Origin of the sequence: Pseudoxanthomonas sp. Root630, assembly GCF_001427585.1 — a bacterium.
Lineage (GTDB): Bacteria > Pseudomonadota > Gammaproteobacteria > Xanthomonadales > Xanthomonadaceae > Pseudoxanthomonas_A.
In genome coordinates, this window is the sequence record NZ_LMGY01000001.1 from 23,533 (window position 1) to 48,680 (window position 25,148).

General features: G+C 68.1%; 23 protein-coding genes. 15 read left to right on the forward strand and 8 right to left on the reverse strand.

Annotated features, from left to right (window positions below):
• Nucleotides 1-46: 46 nt before the first annotated feature.
• From ASD72_RS00120 to ASD72_RS00140, 5 genes are all read left to right on the forward strand, one after another.
• Nucleotides 47-262 carry a hypothetical protein gene (locus tag ASD72_RS00120; RefSeq protein ID WP_056877949.1) on the forward strand — a complete coding sequence of 72 codons (216 nt, stop codon included), beginning with the start codon at nt 47-49 and terminating at the stop codon, nt 260-262.
• A 1-nt stretch (nt 263) separates the two neighbouring features.
• Nucleotides 264-1,199, forward strand: coding sequence for a hypothetical protein (locus ASD72_RS00125; RefSeq protein ID WP_056877950.1), 936 nt, complete (start codon nt 264-266; stop codon nt 1,197-1,199).
• A 155-nt stretch (nt 1,200-1,354) separates the two neighbouring features.
• On the forward strand, nt 1,355-2,668 hold the full coding sequence (locus ASD72_RS00130; RefSeq protein WP_056877951.1) for a dicarboxylate/amino acid:cation symporter: 1,314 nt from the start codon (nt 1,355-1,357) through the stop codon (nt 2,666-2,668).
• 99 nt (nt 2,669-2,767) lie between these two features.
• The gene (gene tkt, locus ASD72_RS00135) at nt 2,768-4,765 is read left to right on the forward strand and encodes a transketolase (RefSeq protein ID WP_056877952.1); all 1,998 of its coding nucleotides are present in this window, start codon (nt 2,768-2,770) and stop codon (nt 4,763-4,765) included.
• Nucleotides 4,766-4,954: 189 nt separating this feature from the next.
• Nucleotides 4,955-5,353: a transposase gene (locus ASD72_RS00140; protein ID WP_235577889.1), complete on the forward strand. Its 399-nt coding sequence runs from the start codon at nt 4,955-4,957 to the stop codon at nt 5,351-5,353.
• 81 nt (nt 5,354-5,434) lie between these two features.
• On the opposite strand, the gene ASD72_RS00145 is transcribed toward ASD72_RS00140, so the two are convergent.
• Nucleotides 5,435-7,378, reverse strand: coding sequence for an acetyl-CoA hydrolase/transferase C-terminal domain-containing protein (locus tag ASD72_RS00145; protein ID WP_056877954.1), 1,944 nt, complete (start codon nt 7,376-7,378; stop codon nt 5,435-5,437).
• Nucleotides 7,379-7,488: 110 nt separating this feature from the next.
• Here ASD72_RS00145 and ASD72_RS00150 point away from each other — a divergent pair, with 110 nt between their 5' ends.
• The 3 genes from ASD72_RS00150 to ASD72_RS00160 are packed head-to-tail and all read left to right on the forward strand — an operon-like array spanning nt 7,489 to nt 9,960.
• Nucleotides 7,489-7,857, forward strand: a complete 369-nt coding sequence (locus tag ASD72_RS00150) for a BlaI/MecI/CopY family transcriptional regulator (protein WP_056877955.1) — start codon at nt 7,489-7,491, stop codon at nt 7,855-7,857.
• A 4-nt stretch (nt 7,858-7,861) separates the two neighbouring features.
• Nucleotides 7,862-9,400: a TonB family protein gene (locus tag ASD72_RS00155; protein ID WP_235577891.1), complete on the forward strand. Its 1,539-nt coding sequence runs from the start codon at nt 7,862-7,864 to the stop codon at nt 9,398-9,400.
• Complete coding sequence (locus ASD72_RS00160) at nt 9,397-9,960, forward strand: hypothetical protein (protein ID WP_056877957.1); 564 nt, start codon at nt 9,397-9,399, stop codon at nt 9,958-9,960. Before ASD72_RS00155 ends, ASD72_RS00160 begins: the two co-directional genes overlap by 4 nt.
• A 3-nt stretch (nt 9,961-9,963) precedes the next feature.
• On the opposite strand, the gene ASD72_RS00165 is transcribed toward ASD72_RS00160, so the two are convergent.
• Genes ASD72_RS00165 through ASD72_RS00195 form a run of 7 tightly spaced genes read right to left on the reverse strand, consistent with a single transcriptional unit; the run spans nt 9,964 to nt 14,711 of the window.
• Nucleotides 9,964-10,524 carry a flavin reductase family protein gene (locus tag ASD72_RS00165; protein WP_056877958.1) on the reverse strand — a complete coding sequence of 187 codons (561 nt, stop codon included), beginning with the start codon at nt 10,522-10,524 and terminating at the stop codon, nt 9,964-9,966.
• 39 nt (nt 10,525-10,563) lie between these two features.
• A complete protein-coding gene (modC, locus tag ASD72_RS00170) occupies nt 10,564-11,181 on the reverse strand; it encodes a molybdenum ABC transporter ATP-binding protein (RefSeq protein WP_056877959.1) in 618 nt (205 codons plus the stop codon).
• Nucleotides 11,181-11,882, reverse strand: coding sequence for a molybdate ABC transporter permease subunit (gene modB, locus ASD72_RS00175; RefSeq protein WP_056878448.1), 702 nt, complete (start codon nt 11,880-11,882; stop codon nt 11,181-11,183). Before modB ends, modC begins: the two co-directional genes overlap by 1 nt.
• Before the next feature lie 7 nt (nt 11,883-11,889).
• Complete coding sequence (gene modA, locus ASD72_RS00180) at nt 11,890-12,675, reverse strand: molybdate ABC transporter substrate-binding protein (protein WP_056877960.1); 786 nt, start codon at nt 12,673-12,675, stop codon at nt 11,890-11,892.
• Between the two features lie 26 nt (nt 12,676-12,701).
• Nucleotides 12,702-13,196, reverse strand: coding sequence for a hypothetical protein (locus tag ASD72_RS00185; RefSeq protein ID WP_155944404.1), 495 nt, complete (start codon nt 13,194-13,196; stop codon nt 12,702-12,704).
• A 20-nt stretch (nt 13,197-13,216) separates the two neighbouring features.
• The gene (locus tag ASD72_RS00190; protein WP_056877962.1) at nt 13,217-14,032 is read right to left on the reverse strand and encodes a S1/P1 nuclease; all 816 of its coding nucleotides are present in this window, start codon (nt 14,030-14,032) and stop codon (nt 13,217-13,219) included.
• A 58-nt stretch (nt 14,033-14,090) separates the two neighbouring features.
• Complete coding sequence (locus tag ASD72_RS00195; RefSeq protein WP_056877963.1) at nt 14,091-14,711, reverse strand: OmpW family outer membrane protein; 621 nt, start codon at nt 14,709-14,711, stop codon at nt 14,091-14,093.
• 163 nt (nt 14,712-14,874) lie between these two features.
• Between ASD72_RS00195 and gap the strand changes: the two genes are divergently transcribed.
• The 7 genes from gap (at nt 14,875) to ASD72_RS00230 (ending at nt 25,012) form a co-directional block, all read left to right on the forward strand.
• Nucleotides 14,875-15,879 (forward strand): type I glyceraldehyde-3-phosphate dehydrogenase, encoded by a 1,005-nt coding sequence (gene gap / locus ASD72_RS00200; protein WP_056877964.1) that lies wholly within the window; start codon nt 14,875-14,877, stop codon nt 15,877-15,879.
• Between the two features lie 245 nt (nt 15,880-16,124).
• Nucleotides 16,125-18,884 carry a DUF2339 domain-containing protein gene (locus ASD72_RS00205; RefSeq protein WP_155944428.1) on the forward strand — a complete coding sequence of 920 codons (2,760 nt, stop codon included), beginning with the start codon at nt 16,125-16,127 and terminating at the stop codon, nt 18,882-18,884.
• On the forward strand, nt 18,881-20,245 hold the full coding sequence (locus tag ASD72_RS00210; RefSeq protein ID WP_081420052.1) for a DUF3999 family protein: 1,365 nt from the start codon (nt 18,881-18,883) through the stop codon (nt 20,243-20,245). The genes ASD72_RS00205 and ASD72_RS00210 overlap by 4 nt, the downstream gene beginning before the upstream one ends.
• 73 nt (nt 20,246-20,318) lie before the next feature.
• On the forward strand, nt 20,319-21,494 hold the full coding sequence (locus tag ASD72_RS00215) for a phosphoglycerate kinase (RefSeq protein WP_056877967.1): 1,176 nt from the start codon (nt 20,319-20,321) through the stop codon (nt 21,492-21,494).
• Nucleotides 21,491-22,132, forward strand: a complete 642-nt coding sequence (locus ASD72_RS00220) for an HAD hydrolase-like protein (protein ID WP_056877968.1) — start codon at nt 21,491-21,493, stop codon at nt 22,130-22,132. The genes ASD72_RS00215 and ASD72_RS00220 overlap by 4 nt, the downstream gene beginning before the upstream one ends.
• Before the next feature lie 268 nt (nt 22,133-22,400).
• Nucleotides 22,401-23,870, forward strand: a complete 1,470-nt coding sequence (gene pyk, locus ASD72_RS00225; RefSeq protein WP_056877969.1) for a pyruvate kinase — start codon at nt 22,401-22,403, stop codon at nt 23,868-23,870.
• A 137-nt stretch (nt 23,871-24,007) separates the two neighbouring features.
• The gene (locus ASD72_RS00230; protein WP_056877970.1) at nt 24,008-25,012 is read left to right on the forward strand and encodes a class I fructose-bisphosphate aldolase; all 1,005 of its coding nucleotides are present in this window, start codon (nt 24,008-24,010) and stop codon (nt 25,010-25,012) included.
• Nucleotides 25,013-25,148 lie beyond the last annotated feature (136 nt).

Sequence of the window (25,148 nt, forward strand, 5' to 3'; positions counted from 1 at the left end):
GGGGTGAGATCAATGGATGCCTTGGTGATACGACAACGCGCGCTGCATGGGCGGCTTACACGGCGCGGCAGACATCAAGGAATCCGTGATAGTTCCGGCGCAGATTTCGGCCGACGCCAGATTCAGAAGAGATGGCGGCACGTTGATGCCTGTGTTTTGGGTTGGCGATGTGGGTGCCGGCGGCATCCACGAACGAATCGGCTCGGAGTATCGCGCAACCGATGGCATGCGCGAGTCCGGCAAGCCTGCCTGTGGAGAGTGATATGAAGAAGGTCATCGGCATCGGTGCAGTCATCGCCGTTGTGGTAGTTGGCATCATCTTTCTTGCGCACCGGGATGGCGACAACAGGGCGAGTGAGGCGTCACATCAAGTAACCGCCGAGGGAGATGATGCGCATGGCGAGGTGGGGCCACAGGTGACGGCAACCCAGAGCAGGAGGACTAGCGCCCTTTCAAACATCCTCAACTCGTCTTCGTCGAAGGAATTTGCGCTCAGCCAACTGGTTCCAGAGGCTGAGAGGGGGCGTGCACTGTATGTCCTGGCAGTAGGCGAGGTTGTCGACGCATGCGGATTGCTCTACATGCCAGCGGAGCACGGAATAGACAGGGTGGTGCCGTTGGTGGTCCGGTCAGACGGGATGTGGAAGCGCAGGTATGCCGAGCACGCGAAGTTCTGCGGGGAACGGACCGACCTGGATGCGCGTGCGGAAAAACTGGTCGCGAATCTCCAGGTGCGCATGAACACGCTGGCGAACCAGGGCGACAGGATCGCTCAGATGTACGATGCCATGGCGGACACGGGGGGAAGATTGAGCGATTCCAACGCAGGTATCGCGCTCGACATCCTGCAGGATGCCCGTGCGGACGGTGAATCGGTCCGGCGCGCGGCGCATGCGCTCGTCAGCTCGGAGAGCGAGTCGATCCGGCGATTGGACAAGGAACTCTTCGGGGCTGCCTACTCCCCGGATGGCAAGGAGAACATCAAGTCGATGGCGGCGCAGGCGTATGCCTGTTCAAGGGGGGTGTACTGTGGTCCGTCAGGACATTTCCAGCGGACCAGCTGCCTGCTCACCGGCGCGTGCGACGTGTTCCTGCCTCTCAATGACTATGTCAGGAAATACAGGCTGTCCGGCGCAGACTACGCGCTGATGCAGCAGTATGCGCAGCGGCTCGCCGCTTTGGTGGGCGATTCCCGATAAGGAGTTCCGCGGTGTCACGGCCATCGCCCCAGTCGTTGGTGCGATGACGCCATGAGTGGGCGTCCGAGCTTTCCGGGCGTCGTATGGAAGGGCCGCGACGTCGTAAGGCGATGGGGTTTGCTAAGCTCCCGACTTTGCCTTCGCAGGACCCGCCGATGACCGACGCCGCGCCCGCCACCCGCGCCAAACTCCCTTTGCACTGGAAGATGGCCATCGGCTTCGGCGTCGGCCTGATCGTCGGGCTCATCGTGCATGCCACCGGCCAGGGCGATGCGGGCTGGGTGCAGGACGTCACCCAGTACGTCACCACACCGTTCAGCAAGATCTTCCTCAACCTGATCTTCATGCTGATCGTGCCGCTGTTGTTCTCCGCGCTGGTCTGCGGCATCGCCGAGATGGGCGACATCCGCGCGCTGGGACGGATCGGCTGGAAGACGCTGGCCTACACCATCGTGCTGTCGGCGGTGGCGGTGCTGCTGGGGCTGGTGCTGGTGAATGTGCTGAAGCCCGGCGTGGGCGTCGATCCCGCGATGGCGCAACAGCTGATCGCGGAGAACGCGGAGCGCACCAAGGAAATCGTCGCCAGCGTGGGCAGCCAGCCGACCGGCATGAACATGCTGCTGTCGATCGTGCCGGACAACGTGATCGGCGCTGCGTCCAGCAATGCCGCCATCCTGTCGCTGATGTTCTTCGCGGTGATGTTCGGTGTCGGCCTGGTGCTGACCCCGTCGGAGAACACCGGCATCCTCAAGCGCGGCATCGAGGGCGTGTTCGAGATCTCGATGACGCTGATCGGCCTGGTCATCCGCCTGGCGCCGTACGCGGTGGCCTGCTTCATGTTCAACCTCGCCGCCATCTTCGGCTTCGACCTGCTGGTGCGGCTGGGTGCCTACGTTGGCGTGGTGGTGCTGGCCCTGGCGCTGCACCAGTTCGTCAGTTATTCGGTGGCGTTGAAGCTGGCCGGCTATTCGCCGCTGACGTTCTTCCGCGGTGCGCAGGAAGCGATGGTGATGGCGTTCTCCACCGCCTCCAGCAACGCGACCCTGCCCACCGCGCTGCGCGTGGCCGACGAGAAGCTCGGCCTGCCGCGCACGGTGTCGCGCTTCGTGCTGACCGTGGGCGCCACCGCCAACCAGAACGGCACCGCGCTGTTCGAGGGTGTGACGGTGATCTTCCTGGCGCAGTTCTTCGGCGTGGACCTGTCGCTGGGCCAGCAATTCATGGTGATGCTGGTGTGCATCCTGGGCGGCATCGGCACGGCCGGCGTGCCGTCCGGTTCGCTGCCGGTGGTGGCGCTGATCTGCGCCATGGTCGGCGTGAACCCCATCGGCATCGGCCTGATCCTGGGCGTGAACCACTTCCTGGACATGTGCCGGACCACCCTGAACGTCACCGGCGACCTGACCCTGGCCTCGCTGGTGGCCAAGGGCGAACGGGGCGACGTGACGCTGCCCGGTCAGCCGGGGTAACACCGCGGAAAGCACGCTGCAACCGCGACAGGGCGGGCAGGGGGTGGGACAATGGGCGGCCCGCAGCCCGCCGGGCGCCGCCCCCTGTTCCGACTCCCCATGACGACGCCCACCCGCCGCCAGCTCGCCAACGCCATCCGTTTCCTCGCCGCCGACGCGGTGCAGGCCGCCAACTCCGGCCATCCCGGCATGCCCATGGGCATGGCCGACATCGCCGAAGTGCTGTGGAACGACTACTACCGCCACAGCCCGTCGAACCCGCACTGGTTCAACCGCGACCGCTTCATCCTGTCGAACGGCCACGGTTCGATGCTGCAGTACGCGCTGCTGCACCTGGCCGGCTACGACCTGCCGCTGCAGGAGCTGAAGAACTTCCGCCAGCTGCACAGCAAGACCGCCGGCCATCCGGAACGCCACGAGACCCCGGGCGTGGAAACCACCACCGGCCCGCTCGGCCAGGGCTTCGCCAATGCGGTCGGCTTCGCGCTGGCCGAGAAGCTGCTGGCGCAGCGCTTCAACCGCGAAGGCCACGACCTGATCGACCACCGCACCTTCGTGTTCATGGGCGACGGCTGCCTGATGGAAGGCGTCTCGCACGAGGCCGCTTCGCTCGCCGGCACCTGGGGCCTGGGCAAGCTGGTCTGCTTCTGGGACGACAACAAGATTTCCATCGACGGCAACACCGACGGCTGGTTCACCGACGACACGCCGGCGCGCTTCGAAGCCTACGGCTGGCAGGTCGTGCGCAACGTCAACGGCCATGACCCGGTCGAGATCAAGACCGCCATCGATACCGCGCTGAAGGCCACCGACAAGCCCACCCTGATCTGCTGCCGCACCACGATCGGTTTCGGTTCGCCGAACAAGGCCGGCAAGGAATCCAGCCACGGCGCACCGCTGGGCAAGGAAGAACTGGAGGCCACGCGCGCCGCGCTGGAATGGCCGTACGGTCCGTTCGAAGTGCCGGCCGACATCTACGCCGGCTGGAACAAGGTCGAGGCCGGCAAGGCGCTGGAAGCCGACTGGAACGTGTTGCTCGATACCTACACCGCGCAGTACCCCGAGCAGGCCGCCGAACTGAAGCGCCGCGCATCGGGCGAGCTGCCCGCCGACTTCGTCGCGCAGGCCGACGCCTACATCGCCAAGGTGCAAGCCGAAGGCCCGACCATCGCCTCGCGCAAGGCCTCGCAGAACGCCATCGAAGCCTTCGCACCGCTGCTGCCGGAACTGGTCGGCGGTTCGGCCGACCTGGCGCACTCCAACCTGACGCTGTGGAAGGCCAGCAAGTCGGTGTCCACCACCGACCCGAACGCCAACTACGTGTACTACGGCGTGCGCGAGTTCGGCATGACCGCCATCGCGAACGGCCTGGCGCTGCACGGCGGCTTCGTGCCGTTCGACGCGACCTTCCTGGTGTTCAGCGACTACGCGCGCAACGGCGTGCGCATGAGCGCGCTGATCCCGGCGCATGCGATCCACGTGTACACGCACGACTCCATCGGCCTGGGCGAAGACGGTCCCACCCATCAGCCGGTCGAGCACCTGGCATCGCTGCGCTACATCCCGAACAACGATGTGTGGCGCCCGTGCGACGCGGTGGAGTCGGCGGTGGCGTGGAAGCAGGCCATCGTCCGCCAGGACGGCCCGAGCTGCCTGGTGTTCTCGCGCCAGAACCTGCCGCACCAGCCGCGCACCGACGCGCAGGTGGGCGATATCGCACGCGGCGGCTACGTACTGGCCGATGCCGATGGCACGCCGGACGTCATCCTGATCGCCACCGGCTCGGAAGTCGGCCTGGCCACGCAGGCGAAGGCGACGCTGGATGCGCAGGGCCTGAAGACGCGCGTGGTGTCGATGCCGTCGACCGACGTGTTCGATCGCCAGGATGCGGCCTACCGTGAAGCCGTGCTGCCCAAGGCCGTGCGCAAGCGCGTGGCGGTGGAAGCGGCCATCGCCGATTTCTGGGGCAAGTACGTCGGCCTGGATGGCGCGGTGATCGGCATGATGACGTTCGGCGCCTCCGCGCCGGCCGATGCGCTGTACAAGCACTTCGGCATCACCGCCGAGGCCGTGGTCGAGGCCGCGACGTCGCTCTGAGACTGACCGTTTTCCTGTAGGAGGGGCTTCAGCCCCGATCGCTTCGGATTTCTCTTCGCACGTCGAAAGGAATTCACCGATAGCGATTCAAGCCATGGCGCATGAAAGTGCGCCATGGCTTTTTCATATCCGGCCTCGGGTCACGGAGCATTGCGACGAGGTCGCTGGTCCGAGTCTGGACGCATCTACTTGGTCACCACCACGACCTACCGGCGCGATCCTCTTTTCAGCCGATGGGAAGTCGCAAGCAGGATGTCAGCCGCCATCGCTCATGGCAGCCTGTGGTCGCCACATGCTGAACTTCTTTGCTGGGTCTTGATGCCGGACCATTGGCACGGTTTGGTGCGGTTGACCGGTACAACGAGCATCGCGCGCGTCGTGGGGATGGCAAAGGGACGGTCAGCGCACGCCATCCGTGATGTCATGGCGGGAAAACGAGTCTGGGCGGATGGATTCCATGACCGTGCGCTGCGGAGGGACGACACCACGCTGGCGGCCGCCCGCTACATCGTGGCCAACCCAATGAGAGCCGGATTGGTTGCACGCGTCGGCGACTATCCTTACTGGGATGCGGAGTGGTTGGCGTGATGGGACGGCGGTCGGGGCTGAAGCCCCTCCTACAGAAAGGGGCTCTTGCAGGAGGGGCTTCCGCCCCGACGCCGTCAGCTATCAGCGGGTTTCGCGCAAGCCCAGCGCAAGGAGCCTCGCTTCGATCCGCTCACCCACGTTGGCCGGCGCTTCGAGCCCCATGCGCGCCATCGCGGCTTCGTCGTCCGGCCGCGCCACCAGTGCCTTCGCCACCGTTGCGATCTTCTTCCACGACGTGGCGGTGTTGGCCTTCAGCCAGCCCAGCGCCTTGACGATGCGTTGTTCCACCTCGGTGAAGTCGCTGCCCAGCGGATAGTCCGGCAGCGTGCCGTCGTGACGGAAGGTACGCAGGCGTGCGGACAGGTGCACGGGCGTGTTGTCGATCCAGTGGCCCGGCGCATGGAAGCCGCTGCGCAGCTTGCCTTCGCGCTTGGCGCGCTCCACCAGCGCGGGCTGGAAGCGCGCATCGGTGATGCCGCCCATCGCGATCACGCAGTCTTCGTCGTTCTTCCCGCGCAGGTCGGCGATGCCGTACTCGTTGACGTACAGGTCGCGCAGGTGGCGGGGAATGGTGGTGTGGCCGTAGTTCCAGCGGACGTTGGACGCGGGCGCGCCGGCATCGTCGCGCACGGCGCGGAACATCAGCGCGCTGCGTGCGTTATCCAGGGTGTTGGACATGTCGACGAAGTTGTACTGGCCGCCAACGCCGGACACCACGCGACCGTCCTCCAGTCCATCCGAAACGGCGGCGCCGAGCGCGGTGGCCATCATGCAGGAGTTGAAGAAGCGAGCCTCGTGGCGCTGAAGGCGGGCGAGCGGTTCGTGGTCGCGCTGCAGTTCGTTGATCAGGCTGATCCGGCGCATGCCGATCGCACGACGCTGGTCGTCCGGCAGCTCGCGCAGCCATTGGTAGAACGCCGGCGATCCCAGGTAGAACGCGCCATGCAGGTATTCGCCGTCGCGCTCCAGCCGCGCCTGGTCGCCGAGGTTGGCGGTGCCGTCGGCGATGCGGCGCATCAGCGCTTCGTCGTCTACCACCTTGCGCCGGATCACGCCGGTTTCGACCAGCCGCTTGAAGCCCTCGTTGATCATCTCGCTGCAGCCGTACAGGCCGATGGCGAACGGGTCGAGGCCGCCGCTGGCGAGCACCGCAGGATGCTGTTCCAGCGATGGATCGAGGGCCGCCAGGATGCGCCGGTAGGTGGCGTTGTCGGTGTGGCGCAGCACCAGCGCATGGCACAACGCATCGGCGAGCGCGCCGATGCCGATCTGCAGCGTGCCGCCATCGCGCACCAGTGCGCTGGCATACAGGCCGATCGCGTACTCGGCATCGGAGACCGGCTGACGTGGCAGACCGAAGAGTTGAGGGTAGGGGTCAGGCGGGGTGATGACGATATCGAAGTAGGCTTCGTCCACCGCCGCGGTGCCGCCGATCCACGGCAACTGCGGATCGACTTCCGCCACCAGCAACGGACGCGGCAGGCCACGCGCCACGATGGCATCGACGGCATCCTGGGTCAGGTCGTTGTTGCATGAGAACGAGAGCCGCGTGCCACCGGGTTCCCGCGCGACTTTCTGCACGATCACGTTGAGTGCGCGGTCCGCCAGCGCCCGGGCGACGTGCGTGTAGTTGAGGCTGGCGTACAAACGTTGCGCGGTGGTGGAGCGGAGCAGCGCGCCGCCCTGCATGTAAAACTCCTCCACCTCCATGTGCGCGGGCAGCGCGTCGCGCTTCATCGCCTGCACGTAATCCAGCCGCGGGAAGTCGTCGCCGAAATGCCGCGTGGCGAACGGCTTCACGAATCGCCCCTCCAACCCTTTGCCCCCCGCAGGCGGGTCGAGCGAGAGGGCGGTGTAGAGCGACCACGGGCGCGACGGGTCCGCGACACCGCGCCGGTACAGCGTATTGAGCAGGCGGTGCGGTTTGCCGATGCCGAGCGGCGCGCCCATGCGCAGCGGCCCGTAGGTGTGGGCGAGGATCAGGTCGACGGCTTCGTCGAGATCGGTCAGGTGGCGTGGGGTCATGTGCGCAGCTTAGGCGAAGCCAGGTGATCCGCCGACGAATGGATAGCCGGGAGGGCTTGACACAGGGTTCGTTTACGGGCGTAATCAGTAAAAATTACAGGCGTAAACGTATGTCGATCAGCGATGCGGAAGCCGTGGTGATGGACGTGTTGTGGGGGCGCCACCCCGCCAGTGCGGAAGAGGTGGTTGCGGCCCTGTCCGGCCGGGCCGAGTGGGCGGAGCCGACCGTGAAGACCCTGCTCAACCGCCTGCTCAACAAGGGCGCGATCCAGGCGGAAAAAGAGGGCAGGCGCTATCTCTATTCGCCCGTGCTCAGCCGCGATGCCTGGCTGGCGGAGCAGAGTGCGGGGCTGGTGGACCGGTTGTTCGGCGGGCGCGTGGCGCCGCTGGTGGCGCACTTCAGCGAGCAGCGCAAACTCTCGCCCGCCGACATCGCCGAACTGAAGCGCTTGATCGCGGAGCTCGACGATGGCGAATGACGTGATGACGGCCCTGCTCGAAGCGACCATCGCCAGCACGCTGGCCACCCTGCTGGTGTTGGCCCTTCGCGTTCCGCTGCGCCGACATCTCGGTGCCGCCGCCGCGCACGCGCTGTGGATCTGCGTGCCGCTCGCCTGCCTGGCGGTCCTGCTGCCGGCGCGGCAGGGCGAGACGCAGTGGGCGATGCCGCTCGCCACCGTGCTGCAGCCGGTACCCGTCGCGTCCATCGGCACGGCATTGCCGATGCCCTCAATATCGCTCTGGCTGCTCGCCCTGTGGGCCGTGGGCCTCATGGCGATGATGGTCCGGCTCGCCGTGCAGCAGCGCGGCTTCATCCGCGGACTGGGTCGCCTGGCAAACGCCGCACCGGGCGTGTTCCGCGCGACCACCTGCGCGGGGCTGCCCGCGGCTTACGGCGTACTGCGGCCGAAAGTCGTGGTGCCGGCGGACTTCCACATGCGCTACACCGACGAAGAGCGCGCCCTGGTGCTGTACCACGAGCGCCTGCACATCCGGCGGGGCGATCTGGTCGGCAACCTCGTCGCGTCGTTGCTGCGTTGCCTGTTCTGGTTCAACCCGCTGATGCACGTGGCCGCGCGCCTGCATCGCCTGGACCAGGAGTTCGCCTGCGACGCCGCCGTGGTCGCGCGCCATCCCGGCGAGCGCCGCACCTATGGCGAAGCGATGCTGAAAGCCCATCTGGCGGGGACGCCATTGCCCGTGGGCTGCCACTGGTCACACCACCACCCGCTCAAGGAGAGGATCGCCATGCTGAAGAATCCGGTACGTGGACGTACGCGCAGGATCATCGCTGCGACGCTGGTCGCGCTGACGGCCACCGCGTGCGGCATCGCCGCCTGGGCCGCCCAGCCCGCCGCGCCCGCAGCCGCGACGCAGGATTTCCACTACCGCATCGGCGCCACGCTCGACGTCGACGGCGAACGCCGGACATTCGCCTTGCGTGACTGGCCCGGCCGCAAGGTGGGCTTCGCATCGACCACGAAAGCCGGTCGCGCGTGGCGCATCGAACTGGTCGTCGATCCTGCCCAAGCGGGCCAGGTGAGGATCGCCGGCGATATCAGCGTGGACGGCAAACCTGTGTCGTCGCCGGTGCTGATCGGTGCGCTCGACCAGAACGTCGCCATCGAGGTGACGCCACCGGATGGCAGTTCGACGTTCGCGCTGTCGATGGTCGTCAGCCGGCATGCTGGGGCGCCGGGGCCGGACGCCGCCAGCGTACCGAAGCAGCCCGCGCCGGCGTACCCGGCCGAGGCGAAGGCGCGTGGCCAGAGCGGCCTCGTGGTGCTGAAGTTGCGGGTGGGTCCTGATGGTCGCGTGCGCGAGGCGGTCGTGGAATCGTCGGAGCCGGCCGGCCTGTTCGATGAAGCCTCGCTCGCCGCCGCCCGGCAATGGACCTTCGAGCCGCCGACGGAGAATGGCGCGCGCGGCGAAGGCTGGGTGCGCGTGCCGATCAGGTACGACATCAACGGCGACGATGGGGAAGACGCCGGGAAAACGGGCGTCGGCCAACCTGCCGCATGAGCCACGTTCAAGCAGGTCCGTGCGACCGCCGCGCGCTGTCGCTGGGCGGCGCCTGCTTCATCGCGGCGTGCCTGGCCAGTGGGTGCGCGCACCGCGTCGACAGCATCGATCAGCGCTTGTTGCTGCCCGAAGCGGCTGGTCGCTACGAGATGGCGGCGCACCAGGCCTTCGTCTATCCGGTGCCGATCGACACGGCCGGCCCGGTGTTTCCTTCCGCGGGCATGCCCCGCGAACTGCCGCCGCTCACCCTGTGCGTCGCCTTCGTCGTGGATGGCGCGGGCAAGGCGACGCAGGTCGCGCCCTTGCGACAGGCGGGCTGCGACGACGGTGCGGCGCAGCCCCTGTTGCGTGATGCGGCCGTCAGGGTGGTGACAGGATGGACGTTCGAGCCCGCGATGTTCTGCGATTACCCGGATGCCGTCAGCCGGGATCGCGACTGGAACGGGCATGGCTGCGCCGGCGAGCACGTGCAGGCGCGTATCGTGCCCGTGTCCCTGGCCTATGCCTTCACCTTCGAGATCCGCGAAGGCCGCCAGCGTGTGGCGGCGCGCAAGCGCTGACGCTCACTGCTCCAGCATGTCCGGCCGGAACAGTCGGCGGCGCGAGACTTCGCGGCCGGCGACCATGAAGCGGCCGTCGCCGCGGTAATGCACCGTGCGGGGGATGCGGGGCGAGGGCGCGACATGCGCGGCGACCACGCGCCACACGAACAGCGGGTAGTCGGCGGTGATCCGGGTTTCGTGCAGACGGCACTCGAACTGCGCGTGGCATTCGGCGATCCGCGGCGCATGCACTTCGCGCGAGGGCAGGGCGGTGAGGCCGAAGCGCTCGAACTTGTCCTGTTCGGTGCTGCTGCAGTTGCCGATGCGCACCACGGTATCCAGTAGGTCCCCGGTCGGCAGGTTGATGACGCATGCGCGGCTGGCGCGCGCCAGCGCATGGCTGCGATTGGCGTCCCAGATATACGTGCCCACCAGGTCGTAGCCGAGCATCATGTGCCAGCCCAGCGTCATGATCGCGCGCTCGCCGCGGTGCGCGGTACTCAACAGCACGACCGGCCCGGGCTCCAGGTAGCGACGGGTCTGGTCCACGGGCAGGGACGTCCAGCGCTTGGGTTGCGTCATGCGAGGCGCTCCGGGGCGTCGCCGCGGGATACGGCGGGGTCAGTCGAGGACGTGGGTGGAATCGGCCACGCGCCGCACTTCGTCCGGGTGGTGGCTGACGTAGACGATGGGCAGGCGGATCTCGTCGCGCACGCGCTGCAGGTAGGGGATCAGCTCTTCGCGGCGCGCCTGGTCCAGCGACGACAGCGGTTCGTCGAACAGCAGCAACGACGGCTGCGCCAGCAGCGCGCGACCGATGGCGACGCGCTGCGCTTCGCCGCCGGAGAGGTTGCGTGTGCGTCGGCCGAGCAGCGGTGCGATGCCGAGCAGGTCCACGACGGCATCGAATCCGAACCGGGGGGTTCCCCGCCCGCCGTGGCGCCCGTAGAGCAGGTTGCGGCGCACGTCCAGGTGCGGGAACAGCCTCGCATCCTGGAAGACGTAGCCGATGCGGCGCTGGTGCACCGGCACGTCGATGCGCTGCGCGCTGTCGAACAGGCAATGGCCGTCCACGTCGATGCGCCCGGCGACCGGCGTCACCAGGCCGGCGATCGCATTGAGCACGGACGTCTTGCCTGCGCCGGACGGTCCGACCAGCGCGATCACGCGTGCGTCGTCCTCGATGCGCACATGGCGATGGAAGTGTCCGCGCCGCAGTTCGATGTCCAGGTGCAGCATCAGCTGTCCTCGCCCTGGCGCGTGTAATGGCGCCGTACCAGCCACTCGGAAAACAGCAGCGCGGCCAGCGAGATCGCCACGGCGACCGCGGCGAGGCGCCAGATGCCGGCTTCGCCGCCGGGCACCTGCATCAGGCCGTAGATGGCGGAGGACAGCGTCTGCGTTTCACCGGGGATGTTGGAGACGAAGGTGATGGTGGCGCCGAACTCGCCCAGCGCCTTCGCGAAGGCCAGCACGCTGCCGGCGACCAGTCCGGGCCAGGCCAGCGGCAAGGTGACCGTGAAGAAGACGCGCCAGGGGCCAGCGCCCAGCGTGGCGGCGGCTTGTTCCAGGCGGCGGTCGGTGGCTTCGAGCGACAGACGGATCGCGCGCACCATCAGCGGGAAGCCCATCACCGCGCAGGCCAGTGCCGCGCCGGTCCAGCGGAACGCGAACACGAGGCCAAGGTGTTCCTTCAGGAAGGCGCCCACCGTGCCCTGCGTACCCAGCGTCACCAGCAGGGCGTAACCCATCACCACCGGCGGCAACACCAGCGGCAGGTGGACCACCGCATCCAGCAACGCCTTGCCCGGGAAGCGTGTGCGCGCCAGCACCCAGCCCACCAGTACGCCGAACGGCAGGCTGGCCAACGCCGCCACCAGCGCCACCTTCAGGCTGAGCCGGATCGCGGTGAGTTCTTCCGCGGTGAACGCATCGAACACCAAGAGGTCAGTCCTTCACCGCGAATCCACGACGCGTGAAGATCGCATCGGCCGCAGGTGAGGCGAGCCATTGCACGAACTGCGTCGCCTGCGCCGATCGCGGGCCACGCAGGGCGGCGACGGGATAGATGATCGGCGGATGGCTGTCTTCGGGGAACGTCGCCACCACCCGCACCGCGGGCTCCGCCTTCGCATCGGACGCGTACACGATGCCCAGCGGGGTTTCGCCGCGCGCCACCAGCATCAGCGCCGCGCGCACGCTCTCGGATTCCGCAAGCCGCGCCTTGACGCCGTTCCACAGCGACAGCGATTCCAGCGAGGCCTTGGCGTACTTGCCCGCCGGCACGGTCTGCGTCTGGCCTACCGCCAGGCGACCGTCGCCGAGCGCGGCGAGGAAGGTCGCGGGGCGCTTCAGGTCGACGCGCGCCTTGCTCGCTTTCGGTGCGACCAGCACCAACTGGTTGCCCAGCAGGTTGCGTCGCGTGGCCGGTTCCAGCTTGTCGCGCTGTTGTAGGTAGTCCATCCACTCCAGGTCGGCGGAGAAGAAGGCGTCGGCGGGCGCGCCCTGTTCGATCTGGCGCGCCAGCGCCGAACTCGCGGCATACGACACGCGCACGGATACGCCGGTCTGCTTCTGGTAGGTGGCGGCGGCCTCGTCCAGCGATTCCTTCAGGCTGGCGGCGGCGAAGACGGTGAGGCCGGTGTCGTCCTGCGCGCGTGCGATGCCGGGCACCAGCAGCGAGGCGACCAGCGCGAGGACGACGAGCGGCGAACGGAGCGGAGACAGGTTCATGCAGACACTCCTGGGGGGACGGGATGCTATTCGATGATGAACGTCTTGATCTGCCGTGCACTGCGCGCCGGCCGGCTGTCGCCGGGAACGAGCAGTCGTGCGGGACCTTCGCGCGTGTCCAGCGGCTTGCCGTTGCAGCGGTCCGCGACGTAGACCGCCTGCTTGCCGAGCGTGGGGTCCAGTTCGCCCAGCGAGAACACCACACGATAGCCATCGCTCGCCATCACCTCCACGCGGCGCACGAGGTGCGCGCCGCGCAACGGCTCCGCCGGCATCGCACCGGCGCGCCGCAGCAGGTCCACGAGGGCGACGCCCTCGCAGCGCAACGGTGTGCCGTGCACGTCGAGGGTGACGTCGTGGCGCGGCAGGCCCGCGACCAGGGCGGGGTCCCAGGCCAGTTCCATGCGGGTCGGGACCGGCGAGGCGGGCGCATGCGCGGCATGCGACTGCGCGAAGGTCGTCGCGACCGGCATTCCCAGGCAGCACAGGATCAGGGTGGATCTGCGGAACCGATGCCTCATGCGATGCTCCCGTGCGTGGATCAGTGGGTATCGAGTGCCTGGTTCAACACGGAGGCCAGGGCCGCGCCGCCGGCGCGCAGCTGTCGCTCGACGATGGGCAGGTGCTGGTCCACGTAGCTTTGTTCCAGCTTGGCGCGGCGCGGGTAGAAGCCGGGCTGCGTTACCACGCGGCACGATTGCTCGGCCCAGTCGGCGGACGGGGGCGGCAGCGCGATGGTGCCCAGGGCCGGGCGTGGCAATGCGCGCAGGCGGCGCAGGTACTCGGCTTCGCTTCGGCCCGTGGAGAGCAACATGCGGCTGTCCCACAGCGTATGCAGGTTGGTGCCGCGGTCGTTGAAGTTGATCTGCACGTCGTTGCCGCCCTTGTCGCGGCCGTAACCGGCATGCAGCGGTTGGTGCACGTCGCCGACGAAGTGCACGACGAATTTCAGCGCCTGCAGCCGCTCGGCCTTCGTGCGTGCCGGATCGGCCAGGATCGCGGCCTGCGCCCTGATCGCTTCCACCACGCAGTTGCCGCCAGGGCAGTCGCGGATCTGTTCGTAGGCGCAGTCGTGTTCGCCGATGTTGACGAAGTGCCAGCGCGATGTCTGCTTGCCAAGCACGGGATCGCTGTCGCGCAGGTCGTCCGCCCAGCTCGCGATGCCGGCCAGCGTGGCGTCCGGTTCGCCTTTCAGCAGCGCGTCGGCCTGGCGGCGCGCCGCCGGCGTCAGGTCGTCCCACGCCAGTTGCGCCACCAGGCGGTGGCCCATCGGCCCCCACGCCAGCGCGGGCGCGGACAACAAGGCCCCCGCGAGGAAAACGACGAGGGTGGCGGCAAGAAGAAGGGGACGGACCATGCCGGTACTGTAACCGACACGGGCCGTCCCCATTACGCGTTGCGTGCGTATCGCTTGCTCAGAACTTCACGACATAAGCCACGCCGTACACGAGCGGGTCGATGTTCGCGGTACCCAGCTTGGCGCCGTCCACCTTGACCTCGGTGTCGATGTCGATCCAGCGCGCATCCACGCGCACGGCGCCGCGTTCGCTGACCTTGATGTCGATGCCTGCGTGCGCGGCCAGGCCCCACGAATCTTCCAGCTTCAGCTTGGTGCCTTCCAGCGCGCCCTTGGTGTCTTCGCTGAAGAACGTGGTGTAGTTCAGGCCGGCACCGAGGAACGGCGACACCTTGCCCTTGCTGTTGAAGTGGTACTGCAGCGAAACGGTCGGCGGCAGGTGCTTGGTGCTGCCCACCGTGCCGACGCCCTTGACGGCGATGTCGTGCTGGAACGGCAGCGCGGCGAGCACTTCCAGGCCCAGGTTGTCGCGCAGGAAGTATTCGAAGGTGACGGTCGGCTTGACGTCGCTGTCGATCTCCAGCGGCAGGGTGCCGCCGGCCAGCGTGCCGTTGTCGGACTTCGGGTTTACCTGGTGCACGCCGAGGCCCAGGGTCCAGTCGCCCTTGGACTGGGCGAAGGCGGGAGCGGCGGCGCCGAAGGCGAGGGCGATGGCAATCGGGATCAGGGTCTTCTTCATGGTGGTGACGCTCGTTGGAATGTGGTGCCAGTCTCTGCCCGCCTTTCCCATGACGCCTTGATCCTGATCAATGCCCGTGGGGACGAGCCGGCGGGGCGGCCTGTTAGAATGTCGGCCCCCGTCAACCCCGCCGCGCCAGGCGCGGCCGCAGGAGTCCTGAGCAATGTCGATCAAGGTGGGTATCAACGGCTTCGGCCGCATCGGACGCAACGTGCTGCGTTCCGCCGTGCAGAATTTCGGCAACGACATCGAGATCGTCGCCATCAACGATCTGCTGGAACCGGACTACCTGGCGTACATGCTGCAGTACGACTCCGTGCACGGCCGCTTCGACGGCGACGTGAAGGTCGAGGCCGGCGCGCTGTTCGTCAACGGCAAGAAGATCCGCCTGACCCAGGAGCGCGACCCGGCCAACCTGAAGTGGGACGAAGTCGGCGCCGACGTCGTCATCGAATCCACGGGCCTGTTCCTCGACAAGGCCACCGCGCAGAAGCACCTCGATGCCGGCGCGAAGAAAGTCATCCTGTCGGCCCCGTCGAAGGACGACACGCCGATGTTCGTCTACGGCGTCAACGACAAGACCTACAACGGCGAGGCGATCATTTCCAACGCGTCGTGCACGACCAACTGCCTGGCGCCGATCGCCAAGGTGCTGCACGACAAGTGGGGCATCAAGCGCGGCCTGATGACCACCGTGCACGCGGCGACCGCGACGCAGAAGACGGTCGATGGCCCGAGCAACAAGGACTGGCGCGGCGGTCGCGGCATCCTCGAGAACATCATTCCGTCCAGCACGGGCGCGGCGAAGGCCGTCGGCGTGGTGATCCCGTCGCTCAACAAGAAGCTCACGGGCATGTCGTTCCGCGTGCCGACCAGCGACGTGTCGGTGGTCGACCTGACCGCCGAACTCGAGAACCCGGCCACGTACGAAGAGATCAAGGCCGAGATGAAGGCGCAGAGCCAGGGCGCGCTGAAGGGCATCCTGGGCTACACCGAGGACAAGGTGGTCGCCACCGATTTCCGCGGCGACACCCGCACCTCGATCTTCGACGCCGAAGCCGGCATCGCCCTGGACCCGACCTTCGTCAAGATCGTCAGCTGGTACGACAACGAGTGGGGCTACTCCAACAAGTGCCTGGAAATGGTCCGCGTGGTCGCCGGCAAGTAAGCCAGCGTGGCGGCCGGACAGGCCGTCCCGCCTCCCGACACGGGCGCCTCAGGGCGCCCGTGTCGTTTCCGGGTATCGCGAGGCGATACCGGGCGCGCCGTCCGCGGCCACCCGCGGATCGGAATCTTGCAAATCCCCGGGCCATGCCCGAGGCTGCGGACGCGGCTGCACGGACGGCCGGAGGACGCGGCATTCCACGTCCTTGCACCGGAAACACGCACAGGCGAGGTCGGGGAATGGATGACGTGGTCGGGTTGTTGGTCCTGGTGGGGCTGGCCGTGTTGGCCATGCCCGTCCTGCTCATCGTCGCGCTGGTGTCGGTCAGCGGCCTGAAGCGACGCGTCACGACGCTCGAAGCACAGGTCGCGCAGCTGCGCGCCGCACGTGTCGCCGAGCCTGCGCCTACCCCTGCCGGCACGGTGGTCGCGCCTGCGGCACCCGCCGAGGACGAAGGGCCCACGCTGGCGGACCTGATGCGCGACGCCGCGCCTGCGCCGCCGCCGCGCCCAACACCTGCCGCTGCGCCCACGGCACCGAGCCAGACAGCCGGGCCGCCGCCGATCCCACCAGTCCCGCCCGCCCCGGCCGCACCCAGGCCGGCACCTGCAACGCCGCAGATGCCGCCGCGTCCGCCACGCCCGGCCGCGCCCCCGCGTCCGGCCACGCCCGATGTCTTCACTGTCGCTGCCCGCGCGGTGCAGCGCTGGTTCACCGTCGGCAACGTGCCGGTGAAGATCGGCATGCTGGTGTTGTTCGCCGGTGTCGCCGCGCTGCTCAAGTACGGCGCGGACCAGGGCTGGTTCACGCTGCCGCCGGAGCTGCGCCTGGCCGGCGTTGCGGCCGCTGCGCTGGGTGCGCTGGTGTTCGCGTGGCGCAAGCGCGAGAGCAACCGCGTGTTCGCACTGAGCCTGCAGGGTGGCGCGATCGGTGTGCTGCTGCTGGTGGTGTTCGGTGCGTTCAAGAACTTCGGCCTGATCCCGGTCGGCGCCGCCTTCGCGCTGAGCATCGCGCTCGTCGCCGGTGCCGGCATGCTCGCCGTATTGCAGGATGCGAAGGCGCTCGCCGTCTTCGCGTTGCTGGCGGGCTTCCTGGCGCCGATCTGGCTCTCGACGGGCAGCGGCAACCATGTCGCGCTGTTCTCGTACTACGCGGTGCTCAACGCCGCCATCGTCGGCATCGCCTGGTACAAGTCCTGGCGCCTGCTCAACCTGCTCGGGTTCGCCTTCACCTTCGGCATCGGTACCGCGTGGGGCCTGTTCGATTACGCGCCGGAGAAGTACGGCACCACGCAGCCGTTCCTGGCGTTGTTCTTCGTGTTCTACCTGTTGATCCCGCTGCTGTTCGCACGCCGCCAGCCGGCGAGTCGGCGCGACTTCATCGACGGCTGCCTGGTGTTCGGCATGCCGCTGGTCGCGTTCTCGCTGCAGGCCGGGTTGATGCAGGGGGGCGCGTTCGAAGACAGCCGCCTGCCGTTGGCGTTCTGCGCGCTGGGCCTCGGCGTGCTGTACGCCGGGTTGGCGTGGCTGTTGCGCCGTCGCGAAAACTATGACGTCCTCGCGCAGTCGTACGCGCTGCTGGCGGTCGGCTTCGCCACGCTGGCGGTACCGCTGGCGCTGTCGGCGCAGGCCACGGCGTGCGTGTTCGCCCTGGAAGGCGCGGCGCTGGTCTGGCTGGGCCTGCGGCAGTCGCGCCTGTTGCCGCAGTTGACGGGCGCGGGCTTGCAGATGGCGGCGGCATTCGCGTTCTTCGTTGCGCGTGCGGATGCCTGGACGCCGAGTGGCGGGCTCGAAGCCGCGGGCAGCCCGATGTTCGCCAATGCGCCCTTCATGAGCGCGCTGCTGATCGCGCTGGCCGGCTTGGCCAGCGCGTGGAGTTATCGCGGACGATGGGGCGCCGTCGCGGGTCTGTACTACCTGTGGGGCCTGGCGTGGTGGCTGGGCAACGGTGTGATCGAGATCGACCGCTACCTGGGCCACCGGGACGAGCCGGATGCGATGCTCGCGTTCGCGGCATTGACGGGCTGGTTGGCGGCCGAGGCGCATCGTCGTCGTCCTTCGGGTGGGCTGGCATGGACAACGCTGGTGGCCCTGGCCTCCGCAGTGCCGCTGGCGCTGTGGCAGGCGGACGCGCACCAGCAGCCCTTTGCGGGCAACGGCGCATGGGCATGGCTGGCCTATGCGGTGCTGGGCATTCGCAGCCTGCTGTGCCTGCGCGACAGCGAGCATCGTCTCGCGGGTGCGGCGCAGTTCGTCTGGTGGCTGGTGTGGCCGATGGTCGCCAGCCTGTTGATGGCCTGGCTGCCCGATTGGCTGGAAGGCATGGGCCAGGGCTGGACGGCCGGACTGATCGCGCTGCCGTGGCTGGTCGTGGTCGCGCTGGCGCTGTTCCGTTGGGGCTGGCTGTCGGCACCGCTCGGCGAACGCTTCGATGGCTGGCGCACGCCCTTGCTGGGCGTGTTGTTCGCGGCGCTTGGCCTGTGGTGGTTGGGTTCGCTGTTCGTCGCCGGCAACGCGACGCCGCTGCCCTGGATTCCCGTGGTGAATCCGATGGAACTCGCGCAGCTCGCCGTACTCGTGCTGTGGTTGCGCTGGTGGATGCCCGAGGACCGGAGCATCGCGCCCATCCAGATCGTGCTGCTCTCGACGGCCGCCTTCGTGTGGATCACCTCCGTCGTGCTGCACGCCGTCCATCATTGGGGTGGCGTACCGTGGAGCGACGGACTGCTGTCGAGCAGCCTCGCGCAGACCAGCCTGACGATCGTGTGGAGCGTGCTCGGCGTGTTGAGCTGGGTGATCGGTTCGCGTCGCGGACAGCGCATGCTGTGGCTGGCCGGCGCGTTGCTGATGGGCGTAGTGCTGCTGAAGTTGCTGACCGTGGACCGCCAGCACCTGGGCAACCTGCTGGGCATCGGTTCGTTCATCGCCTACGGCCTGCTGTGCACGGTGGTGGGTTACCTGGCGCCGGCGCCGCCGCGTCGCGCCGATTCGGAGGAGGCGACCGCATGAGGATGTTCCTGCTGACTGCGCTGGTCCTGCTGGCGACCTCGCCCACCGCATCCGCACAGCCGAAACCGGAAGGCGCCTACGCCAAGCGCTGGCCGTTGGCGTTGTCCGCCGAGCGCGCGGGGGCTTACCGCGTAGAGCTCGATCGCAGCGTGTACGCCACCACGGCATGGCCGGACCTGCGCGACGTCAACGTGCTCGACGCGCAGGGCAAGCCCGTGGCCGCGGCGTTGTTCGGGCCCGAGCAGCCCACGGCCCTGCCGGCGCGGCGGATCGTGGTGCCGTGGTTCCCGCTGCCCACGCCTGCACCAGGCGCGGGGGAGCCCTCGAGCGTTTCCGCACAGTTCGGTGAGCACGGACGCATCGTCCGCATCGAAGCCAGCGGCGGTGCGCCCGCGGCCGACACCGGGCGTGCCTTCCTCGTGGACCTCAGCGGCATCCGCGACAATCCCGAAGCGCTGGAGATCACGTGGGACCCGGGCGAGCCGCGTGAAGCGCGTTTCAGGGTGGAAGGCAGCCACGACCTCCAGACATGGGACGTGATGGAATCGCGCGTGACGCTGATGGAACTGCAGCGGGGCACGCAGCGGCTGCTGCACGACGAAGCGCCGATCCGCGCCGGCTTCCGCTATGTGCGCTTCGTGCCATTGGATGCGGCGGCAGCGCTGCCGATCCGCGAGATCCGCGTGCGACTCGATGCGGTGCACCTGCAGCAGACGGTGGCGTGGTCAGAGCTGCAGGGTCGGCGCGTGAGCGAACAGGGCATTGATGGCTTCGTCTACCGCAGCGATGGGCGTTATCCGATCGCCCTGGTCGACCTGGCGATGGACGATTTCGCGGTCGGCGAGTGGACATTGGAAAGCCGCGATGCGGACGACACGCCGTGGCGCCTGCGGGCAGGTCCATGGGTGGCCTATCGCGTCGACGGCGACAGCCCGAGCGCATCGCCGGACCAGCCGCTGTCCAGCGGCGCCGTGCGCGACCGCGAGTGGCGGCTGCGCAGTCGCGGGCCGCTGCCGGATCAGGCACCGACCCTGCGCCTGGGCTACCGGCCCGAGGTGATGGTGTTCCTGGCCCAGGGCACGCCGCCGTACGCGCTGGTGGCCGGCAGTGCGGCCGCACGCCGGGCATCCGTGCCGATGCCGGAACTGGTGGATGCGCTCCGGCGCGATCGTGGCGAGGACTGGCAGCCTGCACCCGCCTATCTGTCGCCGGCCGCGGCGCTGGCCGGCGATGCGGCCCTCGTGCCGCCGCCCACGCCGCGCGACTGGAAGGCCTGGTTGTTGTGGGGGTTGCTGCTGCTGGGTGCGGTGCTGGTCGCGGCGTTCGCCTTCAGCCTGCTGCGCAGTCGGCCCGCCGCCTGACGTCGTCCGCGGTTTGCGGTGCCCGCGTGCAGCCGGGACAATAGGCGTCTTTCCGGCTGCCCAGGACCCCCCGATGCCCATCGTCCGCATGACCGACCTCGACCTGACCGGCAAGCGCGTGCTGATCCGCCAGGATCTGAACGTGCCGATCGACGCAGGCCGCATCACCTCCGAGCAGCGCATCACGGCGTCGCTGCCCACGCTGAAGCTGGCGTTGCAGAAGGGCGCGGCCGTGATGGTCACCTCGCACCTGGGGCGCCCGAAGGAAGGCGTGTGGAGCGAGGCCGACTCGCTGGCGCCGGTCGCCGCGCGCCTGTCCGAACTGCTCGGCGTGGACGTACCGCTGGTGAAGGACTGGGTGGACGGCGTCGACGTGCAGCCGGGCCAGGTCGTCCTGCTCGAGAACTGCCGCATGAACGTCGGCGAGGGCAAGGATGACGAGGCACTCTCGAAGAAGTACGCCGCGCTGTGCGACGTGTTCGTGATGGATGCGTTCGGCACCGCGCACCGCGCGCAGGCCTCCACGCACGGTGTGATCCGCTTCGCCGCCGTCGCCGCGGGTGGTCCGCTGCTGATGGCCGAACTGGATGCGCTCGACAAGGCGCTGGCCAATCCGGCGCGCCCGCTGCTCGCCATCGTGGCCGGCAGCAAGGTCTCCACCAAGCTGGAACTGTTGACCAGCCTGGTCGGCAAGGTCGACCAGCTGATCGTGGGCGGTGGCATCGCCAACACCTTCATCGCGGCCGAAGGGTATGCGGTGGGCAAGTCGCTGTATGAAGCGGACCTGGTCGATACCGCGAAGAAGATCGATGCCGATGCGAAGGCGCGTGGCGCGGACATCCCGTTGCCCGCCGACGTGGTGGTCGCGACCGCCTTCTCGGCCGATGCGCCGGCGACGGTCAAGGCCGTCGATGCCGTCGCGGCGGACGACCTGATCCTCGATATCGGCCCCGAGACCGCGCAGCGCTACGCCGAGCTCATCAAGTCCGCCGGCACGGTGGTCTGGAACGGCCCCGTCGGCGTGTTCGAGTTCGATGCCTTCGGCAAGGGCACGGAAACGCTGGCGCGCGCGATCGCGCAGTCCGCAGCGTTCTCCATCGCCGGTGGCGGCGATACGTTGGCGGCCGTGGACAAGTACGGCATCGCCGATGACGTCAGCTACATCTCCACCGGTGGCGGCGCGTTCCTGGAGTTCCTGGAAGGCAAGACGCTACCCGCCGTCGCCGCCCTGGAGGCGCGCGGCGCGTGAGCCGTCCCACGCTGTTCTTCGATCTCGACGGCACGCTGATCGACTCGGCCGTCGGCATCACCCGCTGCATCGCGCATGCGCTGTCGCAGCTCGAGCATCCGGTGCCCACCGACGCCGAGCTGCGCGGCTGGATCGGCCCGTCGCTGCGCACCAGCTTCATGCCGCTGCTGGGCGATCCGGCCAAGGTGGAGGCCGCGGTGGAGCATTACCTCGAGCGCTTCGAATCGCATGGCTGGCTCGAGCACCAGGTCTACGCCGGCATCGGCGAAGCGATCGAAGCCTTGCACGCGGACGGCCACCGGCTGGCCGTCGTCACCGCGAAGAACGAACCGCATGCGCGCAAGATCCTCGCGCACCTGCCGTTCGGCCACCGCTTCGAGGAGATCATCGGCGCCACCGCCGACGGTCGCCTGAGCCACAAGGCGGACCTGATCGGCGAAGCCCTTCGCCGGCTGGCGCTGACGCCAGAGGCTTGCTGGATGATCGGCGACCGCAGGATGGATATCGAAGGCGCGCGCCACCACGATATGCGCAACGTGGGCGTGCTGTGGGGCTTCGGTGGCGAACAGGAACTGCGCGATGCAGGCGCCGATCACCTGGCGAAGGTCCCCGCGCAGCTGGCACCGCTGTTCGGCTGACTCGCCGCGATCAAACACGCGTTTCATCCGTTTCGTTTGCGCAGTCGGGTGTGCGCGCGCAGCATCCTGCCATGCTGCTCAGACCAAAAAAATACCAGTAGCGCGACGCGGCGGGATCGCGTGAAAGTGCTTGAAAACAGCGGTATCGGTCATCCCACGGCAACGCCACGCATGCTGTCCCGGGACAGCATGCAGGCATGATGATCGCCGGCCGTTGCGGTGTTCAATCGCTGTGGTAGCGTTTGCGCGATTTCAGGGAATCCGCACCATGACCGAACGCCAGCGCCGTACCAAGATCCTCGCCACCCTCGGACCGGCGACGGACCCGCCCGGCGTGCTCGAGGAATTGTTCCGCGCCGGCGTCAACGTGGTGCGCCTGAACTTCTCGCATGGCGACCCCTCCGGCCAGGCCAAGCGCGCGGCCGCCGTGCGCCTCGCCGCGCAGCGCGTGGGCGCCGAAGTCGGCATCCTCGCCGACCTGCCGGGGCCGAAGATCCGCATCGAGCGTTTCGCCGAAGGCAAGATCGTGCTGAAGAAGGGCGACCGCTTCGACCTGGTCGCCAGCGCGGACGCGCCTCCGGGCGACATCCATCAGGTCGGCGTGAGCTACCTGGGCCTGCCCGGCGACGTGGCGGCCGATGACGTGTTGCTGCTCGACGACGGCCTGATGCAGTTGCAGGTCGTGCAGGTCGATGGCGAACGCATCGTCTGCACGGTGTTGAACGACGGCGTGCTGTCCGACCGCAAGGGCCTCAACAAGCAGGGCGGTGGCCTGTCGCTGGGCGCGCTGACCGAGCGCGACCGCGAGCTGATCGCCTATGTCGCCGAGAACATCGGCGTGGACTTCATCGCCGTGTCGTTCTGCCGCAACGCCGAGGACATGAATGAAGCGCGCCGTATCGCACGCCAGCATGGCTGCGATGCCGCGCTGGTGTCGAAGATCGAACGCACCGAAGCCATCGAGAACCTCGCCGAGATCGTCGATGCCAGCGACGTGGTGATGGTCGCCCGCGGCGACCTGGGCGTGGAGATCGGCGACGCCGAGCTGCCGGGCCTTCAGAAGAAGATCATCCGCGAGTCGCTTGCGCGCAACAAAGTGGTGATCACCGCCACGCAGATGCTGCAGTCGATGGTGGACAGCCCGATTCCCACGCGCGCCGAAGTGCTCGACGTGGCGAACGCCGTGATCGACGGCACCGACGCGGTGATGCTCTCCGCCGAAACCGCGGCGGGCAGCTATCCGGTGCGCGCGGTGGAAGCGATGGCGCGCATCTGCCTGGGTGCCGAAAAGCAGTTCGAGATGGACACCGATTTCGAGAAGGCGCCGCGCAACCTGGAGCGCGCCGACCAGGCGATCGCGATGGCGACGATGTTCCTGTCCGAGCACATCGGCGTGCGCGCGATCGTCGCGATGACCGAATCCGGCGGCACGGCGCGTTTCCTGTCGCGCTTCCGCTCGAACGCGCCGATCTACGCGTTCTCGCGCCATGACGGCGCCCGCCGCAAGATGGCGATGATCCGCGATGTGTTCCCGATCGCGTTCGACAGCCGCGGCCTGGCGCCGCGCGAGGCCGCGCGCGACGCCATGCGCGTGCTGCACGACCGCACGCTGCTCGCCGAGGGCGACCGCGTGATCTTCACCAGCGGCGACCACATGGAGCAGCACGGCGCCACCAACACGCTGCGCCTGCTGCAGATGGGCGAGCGCGGCAAGGCCGAAGGCCTGGGCGAGCTGTAACCGGTTTCCCCGGACGTGGCGAGGTCCTGCAGCGTCCGGATGCGGGCGCGCGGTGGCGCGCCCCGTGCTTCGTCACCCGCGGGCACCGCCAAGCGGGCTACAATTGGTATCTTTCCCGCCGCTTCTCCAGGAACCCCATGAGCATCGAACAGCTTGCCGAAACCGCCCAGGCCATGGTGGCCGCGGGCAAGGGCATCATCGCGATCGACGAGTCCACCACCACCATCGCCAAGCGGTTCCAGGGCGTGGGCATCGAGAACACGGAAGAGAACCGTCGCGCCTACCGCGAGCTGCTGCTCACCACGCCGAAGCTGTCCGACTACATCTCGGGCGCCATCCTGTACGACGAAACCATCCGCCAGTCCACCAAGGACGGCGTGCCGTTCGCCAAGTACATGAGCGAGCACGGCATCATCCCGGGCATCAAGGTGGACAAGGGCACGCATGCCCTGGCCGGCTGCCCCGGCGAAGTGGTCACCGAAGGCCTCGACGGCCTGCGCGACCGCCTGAAGGAGTACTACAAGCTGGGCGCCCGCTTCGCCAAATGGCGCGCGGTGATCACCATCGGCGAGGACATCCCGTCCGGCACCTGCATCGAAGCCAACGCCCACGCGCTGGCCCGTTATGCCGCGCTGTGCCAGGAATGCGGCCTGGTCCCGATGGTGGAGCCGGAAGTGCTGATGGACGGCGACCACAACATCGAAGTCTGCTACGAAGTGACCGAAGCCGTGCTGCGTTCGCTGTTCGGCGCGCTGTACGAGCAGAACGTGCTGCTGGAAGGCACCATCCTGAAGGCCTCGATGGTCATCGCCGGCAAGGACAGCGACGAGCAGGCCGACGTCGACGAAGTGGCCGAATCCACCGTGATGTGCCTGAAGAGCACCGTGCCGGCGATCCTGCCGGGCATCGTGTTCCTGTCCGGCGGCCAGACCGACGAGCAGTCCACCGCCCACCTCAATGCGATGAACCAGCTCGGCAGCCTGCCGTGGCCGCTCAGCTTCTCGTACGGCCGCGCCATGCAGCAGGCCGCGCTGAAGCTGTGGTCGCAGGACCTGAAGGGCAACTTCGCCAAGGCGCAGGCCGTGGTGTACGAGCGCGCCAAGGAAAACGGCCTGGCCGCGCTGGGCAAGTGGGAAGGGTGAGCGGCTGCGCCTGACTGTTGCCCTATCGGCAACAGTCGCAGCCGCGAACGCCCGCACATGGATGTGCGGGCAGGTCCTTCCGCTAGCACGTGATGCTGCGCCATGGATGGCATGGGGAAAGAACGCTGGCGAAGGC

Coding starts and splice junctions, on each gene's coding strand:
- ASD72_RS00120 (WP_056877949.1), top strand. CDS start 47: ATGGGCGGCTTACACGGCGCGGCAGACATCAAGGAATCCGTGATAGTT.
- ASD72_RS00125 (WP_056877950.1), top strand. CDS start 264: ATGAAGAAGGTCATCGGCATCGGTGCAGTCATCGCCGTTGTGGTAGTT.
- ASD72_RS00130 (WP_056877951.1), top strand. CDS start 1,355: ATGACCGACGCCGCGCCCGCCACCCGCGCCAAACTCCCTTTGCACTGG.
- tkt (WP_056877952.1), top strand. CDS start 2,768: ATGACGACGCCCACCCGCCGCCAGCTCGCCAACGCCATCCGTTTCCTC.
- ASD72_RS00145 (WP_056877954.1), bottom strand. CDS start 7,378: ATGACCCCACGCCACCTGACCGATCTCGACGAAGCCGTCGACCTGATC.
- ASD72_RS00150 (WP_056877955.1), top strand. CDS start 7,489: ATGTCGATCAGCGATGCGGAAGCCGTGGTGATGGACGTGTTGTGGGGG.
- ASD72_RS00155 (WP_235577891.1), top strand. CDS start 7,862: ATGACGGCCCTGCTCGAAGCGACCATCGCCAGCACGCTGGCCACCCTG.
- ASD72_RS00160 (WP_056877957.1), top strand. CDS start 9,397: ATGAGCCACGTTCAAGCAGGTCCGTGCGACCGCCGCGCGCTGTCGCTG.
- ASD72_RS00165 (WP_056877958.1), bottom strand. CDS start 10,524: ATGACGCAACCCAAGCGCTGGACGTCCCTGCCCGTGGACCAGACCCGT.
- modC (WP_056877959.1), bottom strand. CDS start 11,181: ATGCTGCACCTGGACATCGAACTGCGGCGCGGACACTTCCATCGCCAT.
- modA (WP_056877960.1), bottom strand. CDS start 12,675: ATGAACCTGTCTCCGCTCCGTTCGCCGCTCGTCGTCCTCGCGCTGGTC.
- ASD72_RS00185 (WP_155944404.1), bottom strand. CDS start 13,196: ATGAGGCATCGGTTCCGCAGATCCACCCTGATCCTGTGCTGCCTGGGA.
- ASD72_RS00190 (WP_056877962.1), bottom strand. CDS start 14,032: ATGGTCCGTCCCCTTCTTCTTGCCGCCACCCTCGTCGTTTTCCTCGCG.
- ASD72_RS00195 (WP_056877963.1), bottom strand. CDS start 14,711: ATGAAGAAGACCCTGATCCCGATTGCCATCGCCCTCGCCTTCGGCGCC.
- gap (WP_056877964.1), top strand. CDS start 14,875: ATGTCGATCAAGGTGGGTATCAACGGCTTCGGCCGCATCGGACGCAAC.
- ASD72_RS00210 (WP_081420052.1), top strand. CDS start 18,881: ATGAGGATGTTCCTGCTGACTGCGCTGGTCCTGCTGGCGACCTCGCCC.
- ASD72_RS00215 (WP_056877967.1), top strand. CDS start 20,319: ATGCCCATCGTCCGCATGACCGACCTCGACCTGACCGGCAAGCGCGTG.
- pyk (WP_056877969.1), top strand. CDS start 22,401: ATGACCGAACGCCAGCGCCGTACCAAGATCCTCGCCACCCTCGGACCG.
- ASD72_RS00230 (WP_056877970.1), top strand. CDS start 24,008: ATGAGCATCGAACAGCTTGCCGAAACCGCCCAGGCCATGGTGGCCGCG.